We start from the raw sequence: 4981 nt of genomic DNA, 5'->3' as shown, positions 1-4981 counted from the left end.
CACGTAATCCTTGGCATAACCCCAGTCGCGCAGTGAGTCCAGGTTACCCAGATACAGCTTCTCCTGTTTTCCCTGTGCAATGCGGGCTGCAGCCAGCGTAATTTTACGTGTTACGAAAGTTTCCCCACGACGTTCCGATTCATGGTTGAACAAGATACCCGAGCAGCAATACATATTGTAAGCTTCACGATATTCTTTCACAATCCAGAAGCCATACAGCTTAGCCACTGCATACGGGCTGTAAGGATGGAACGGCGTGTTCTCGTTCTGCGGCACTTCTTCCACCTTTCCATACAGTTCCGAAGTAGATGCCTGATAGATGCGGCAAGTCTCTGTCAGTCCACACAGACGTACGGCTTCCAATACACGGAGTACGCCTGTAGCGTCTACGTTGGCCGTAAATTCCGGCGAGTCGAAGCTCACCTGCACGTGGCTCTGTGCGGCCAGATTGTAGATTTCCGTCGGGCGCACCTTGCTCACTACCTGCAACATACTCATGGAGTCCGTCAGGTCCGCATAGTGCAAGTGGAAGTTCGGTTTTCCTTCCAGGTGCGCGATACGTTCGCGGAAATCCACAGACGAACGGCGGATGGTGCCGTGTACGTCATAACCTTTTTCCATTAAGAACTCAGCCAGGAACGATCCGTCCTGACCCGTAATACCTGTGATTAATGCTACTTTTCTTTCCATATAAAAATAAAAATGAGGTTTATAAATTATGCCTGTGAAAACTCTTTGATGCGTTGTTCCTCTGCCAGTCGGCATACCAGCAGCCTTCCGTCCTTTTCTGCTACGATAAAGCCGTCCAGACCTTCCAGTACCACCTTCTTTTCGTCGGCCACGTGTACCACGCAGTTCCGGCAGTCAAACAGTTTTACGTTGTCGCCTACTTTGGCATTTCCGTTTTCATCCTGCGGCAATAGCCCGTGCAGCGAGCCCCAGCTTCCCAGGTCGCTCCATCCGAATTCCGCAGGAAGTACATGGATACCTTCCGCCTTTTCCATCACGGCATAGTCGATGGATACCTTTTCGCAGGTAGGGAAGTCCGCTTTCAAGGTCTCCGTTTCCTTTTCCGTGTAGAAATCCGGCGCCATCTTCTCCATTACTCCAGCAATCTGTGGGGCATATTTCTCGATGGCATGGGTAATGGTCTGCACGTTCCATACAAAGATACCCGCATTCCAGAAATAATTTCCCTGTGCCACGTATTTCTGTGCCGTTTCCAGGTTTGGCTTCTCTTTGAACGCCTCTACCTTGTAGATTCCGTTTTGTCCTTCTCCTGTTGCGGCAATGTATCCATATCCCGTTTCCGGGCGTGTCGGTTTCATTCCCAGTGTAACGATGGCTTCCGAGTGGGCCGTAAATTCCAGCGCCTGACTGATGCACCGTTTGAACTCTTCCTTGTCGAGTACCAGCGCATCCGAAGGGGTGACTACGATGTTTGCTTCCGGATACTGCTTTTTGATTTTCCAGCACGCATATGCGATGCAAGGAGCCGTATTTCTGGCTTCCGGTTCTGCCAAAATGTGCTGTGTCGGGATTTCCGGCAACTGTTCCTTTACGATGCCGACATACTTTTCAGAGGTAACCACCCAAAAGTTTTCTTTCGGGCATACTCCTTCAAAACGTTCTGCGGTGAGTTGTATCAGTGATTTCCCTACGCCCATCACATCGATGAATTGTTTGGGATATTCCGGTACGCTCATGGGCCAGAACCGACTGCCGATTCCGCCTGCCATGATGACTACGTGATTTTGCATAATTATTTCGTGTAATTATTTTTGAAATAAGCTAATAATATTTCTTTTATTCTATCTTCAAATTTTTGTAAGGTGAATTCTGAATAAAATTTTTTATATCCTTTATAGCCCATTTCTTGGCATAATTGTGAATCATTTATTAGGGTACTTATTTTTTTAGCTAGTAAAATGGGAGAATGCTTTTTTATAATATATCCAGTTTCTCCATCTTCTATAATTTGTTGTATTCCTCCTTCATTAGTGCTAATGCATGGAATTTGATATTCCATGGCTTCTAATAATACTACAGGAAAACATTCGTTATGGTAAAATGTAGGAAAGACAAAAAGATTAGCTTTACTAAAAAAAGGATCTTTTTCTTCTCCATATTTAGGACCATAAGCTGTTATATATTTTTCTAGACTATGTTTTTTTATTATGGATTTAAATGTATTTTCATCAATATCGCTCCATTTACCTACAAAATTACAGTGGAATTCATTTCCTTTTTCTTTGAGAATTTTACATGCTTCGACTAAATCCCAAACTCCTTTCTCTCTCATCATATTTGAGAGAAAAAGTATTTCAAATCTCTTATTGTTTTTATTGATTTTTTGAAGGTTAGCAGTTGGAATACCATTGGGACAAATAAATACATCGTTAATGTTGACATATTTTTTTATGTCTTGGTATAAAATGTCAGCTAAAAGAATGACTTTTAATCCTTTAAAAAAACGATGATATAAAAGATTATCAATGAAATAGTTTTGTCTTGTTGATACACCTTTATTATGGAAATGAATGATGACTTTACATCCCATTTTTTTTAACATTTCTACTACTATGAAGTCTTTGTAAAAAGCTCCACCTTTAGAATTAGGTGTAACATAACATATATTAGGATGAATTTCTTTTACTTTTGTTCTGATTGCTCTTAATAGTAGAAGGAAGGTTCTTAACTTTCGTAATCCGCCTTTTCCTATGTCTTGTAGGTCTTTTGCTAAAGCCAGATTTATATAATAGCAATCAAACGTTTCATTGATAATTTTACTATCATGAATGTATTTACCTATCATTGCCGCTCCATGAACAGGAGGAGGCATGTGCATTATAAATAGAATTTTAGGCTTCATAACTTCATATAGATTTTGGCATATTTTTGTTGCATTCTCTCTATTGAAAAATTATCTTTTGCATATAAATATGCTTTTTGTGCTAGTATTTTATAATTTTTATTGTCAATACATTGGTTGATTAATTTTATAAATTCATTGATGGAATTGTTGTTTACAGCTAAAGGCCAATTAGGAGGTAATGTTTCTGTAAGCCCAGGACAATGATTAATAATACTTGGTGTATGGGCCAAGCTAGCCTCAATAGGCATTAAGGCAAGACCTTCATGTTTAGACGGCATAAATAAGTAGTCAAATGAACCAATATATTGAGATAATCCATATATCTTCTCAAATATAAACACATTATCGTAATCGTTAAATGATGATTTTATTAGATTTTTATATGACCCATTACCAATTATATAAAAATGAAAATAATTGTTGTTTTTAAAAGCTGAAAAGACTGATATTAGTTCTTTGATACCCTTTTGATCTTCTAATCTACCTGCAAATAGAATATTTATTTTTTCTTTATTTATGTTTGGAAATTCTTTTTGTATGGTTTCTTCTAAACCATTGTATACGATAGGTATTTGTTTGTCATGATATGCATTCTCGTAGTTTGTCTTAGTCGAATTAGATATTGCTATATTTGATTTGTTTTTAATATAATATTTTTCTATAATAGAACCTAACATTTTCCAATTATTCCATAATTGGGTGTTATGTATTGTCCTTATATATTTAGGTCTAATTTTCCAAAAAATCCACGCTATTTTTCTGAATAGAAAAAGAGATACATCTGGGATTTCTGTATGTGAGTGTATGATATTGGGTTTAATCTTTAAATAAATAGGTATAAACCAAAATGGGAATAGACATATTGCTAATTTTGTTGCTTTTATAGGTGAGGAATAGTATTCTATACCTTCTTTCTCAAGATCTGCCTTCAATGTTTCGGAATATTCTGAGTCGGTCTTTTGAATAGATATAATATAGTGTTTAAATTCCTTATGATTTGCTGATTTAGCTATATTAATAGCTACACGTTCTGCCCCGCCTAAATCAAAATGAGTGATAACTTGGATAATATTTTTCACTTTGCTTGGATTTTATATTTTAAGTTTCTTAAATATGTTGATAGACCAAATTTGTCTAAAATTTTTTTTATAAATTTCTTTATTTTTCTTCTGCCTCTTTCTTTTATATATAAATGGTATAATGTTTCTATGTTTTTGTTTTCAATATCATTGAAAAAATTATTACGTTGTGGATTGGCTGGAATAGAATATATTAGACTTATTCCATCTAATGAAATCGCTTTATTTAAATCTATTTTTACAAACGTTGTATTTGTTTTTATTTGTTCAAAAATTGTTTTTCCTTTATTTGTATTAATTATTAAAGATGTGACTCCTTTGTCATCGTTTAGTTTAGGACAAATATCTTTTACGTGCCAACAGTCAAATGCCGTAAAATCTGCTATATGGTTTATTCCTTTAAAGGCACATTTACTACATGATGGTCTTGAAGATATTTCGGAAAAAAAAGCCTTTGTCATAAACATTTCTTCTATTCCTGCTTCGCAAGCATAGATTTCTTTTCCATCTTGAAATTTTATCATTGCATAGTCACATGTTTTCTCATTGTATCCATGTATTTTAGTTCTGAATTTGTAATCAATAATTTTTTTCTTATATTTTGTTTCTAATGTTGTTATATATTTTTTAAATACTTTAGGAGATGGAACTCCATGACAGGCAAAATCGAACGTGATAAGATTCTTATAATCTTTTTTTAGAAAATTAATCAATCCATTAATCTGGCATGGAGTTCCAGAGTACAACACTAATAAATTATTCCTTAGATCTGTCTCTACTTCTTTATAGATATTCTGTGTGTCACTCTGGACATATTTAGAACCGAGTAATTCATATATGGAAGTCAATTTATCTATTCTTTTAATTATAACATTCATAGATTGGTCGTATGCTGCTCCATATACACTTCCTTTTCTTTCTATAACATATTGTGCTAATATAGAAAAAGAGCCTCCTGAAGCACTATTTAATCTCACGTCTGTGTCATTATTTATGAGACAGACTCCTTCTTTTATGCTTTCTTGTG

General features: G+C 35.8%; 5 protein-coding genes. All 5 read right to left on the bottom strand.

What is annotated here, in order from left to right:
- Positions 1-690: GDP-mannose 4,6-dehydratase (locus WKT20_RS17500; protein ID WP_340417817.1), on the bottom strand; the 690-nt coding region annotated here is incomplete at its 3' end.
- A gap of 26 nt (positions 691-716) precedes the next feature.
- Positions 717-1760 carry a mannose-1-phosphate guanylyltransferase gene (locus WKT20_RS17495; RefSeq protein WP_340417816.1) on the bottom strand — a complete coding sequence of 348 codons (1044 nt, stop codon included), beginning with the start codon at positions 1758-1760 and terminating at the stop codon, positions 717-719.
- 2 nt (positions 1761-1762) lie between these two features.
- Positions 1763-2872, bottom strand: a complete 1110-nt coding sequence (locus tag WKT20_RS17490; protein ID WP_340417815.1) for a glycosyltransferase — start codon at positions 2870-2872, stop codon at positions 1763-1765.
- Positions 2869-3954: a glycosyltransferase family 4 protein gene (locus tag WKT20_RS17485; protein ID WP_340417814.1), complete on the bottom strand. Its 1086-nt coding sequence runs from the start codon at positions 3952-3954 to the stop codon at positions 2869-2871. The genes WKT20_RS17490 and WKT20_RS17485 overlap by 4 nt, the downstream gene beginning before the upstream one ends.
- Positions 3951-4981 (bottom strand): Coenzyme F420 hydrogenase/dehydrogenase, beta subunit C-terminal domain (locus tag WKT20_RS17480; protein WP_340417813.1); only part of this gene is annotated, 1031 nt, incomplete at its 5' end. The genes WKT20_RS17485 and WKT20_RS17480, both read right to left, overlap by 4 nt.

It is taken from the genome of Phocaeicola sp. ICN-14070, assembly GCF_037892625.1.
Taxonomy (GTDB): Bacteria; Bacteroidota; Bacteroidia; order Bacteroidales; family Bacteroidaceae; genus Phocaeicola; species Phocaeicola plebeius.
This window is presented reverse-complemented; position numbering and strand designations above follow the sequence as displayed.

Coding starts and splice junctions, on each gene's coding strand:
- WKT20_RS17495 (WP_340417816.1), bottom strand. CDS start 1,760: ATGCAAAATCACGTAGTCATCATGGCAGGCGGAATCGGCAGTCGGTTC.
- WKT20_RS17490 (WP_340417815.1), bottom strand. CDS start 2,872: ATGAAGCCTAAAATTCTATTTATAATGCACATGCCTCCTCCTGTTCAT.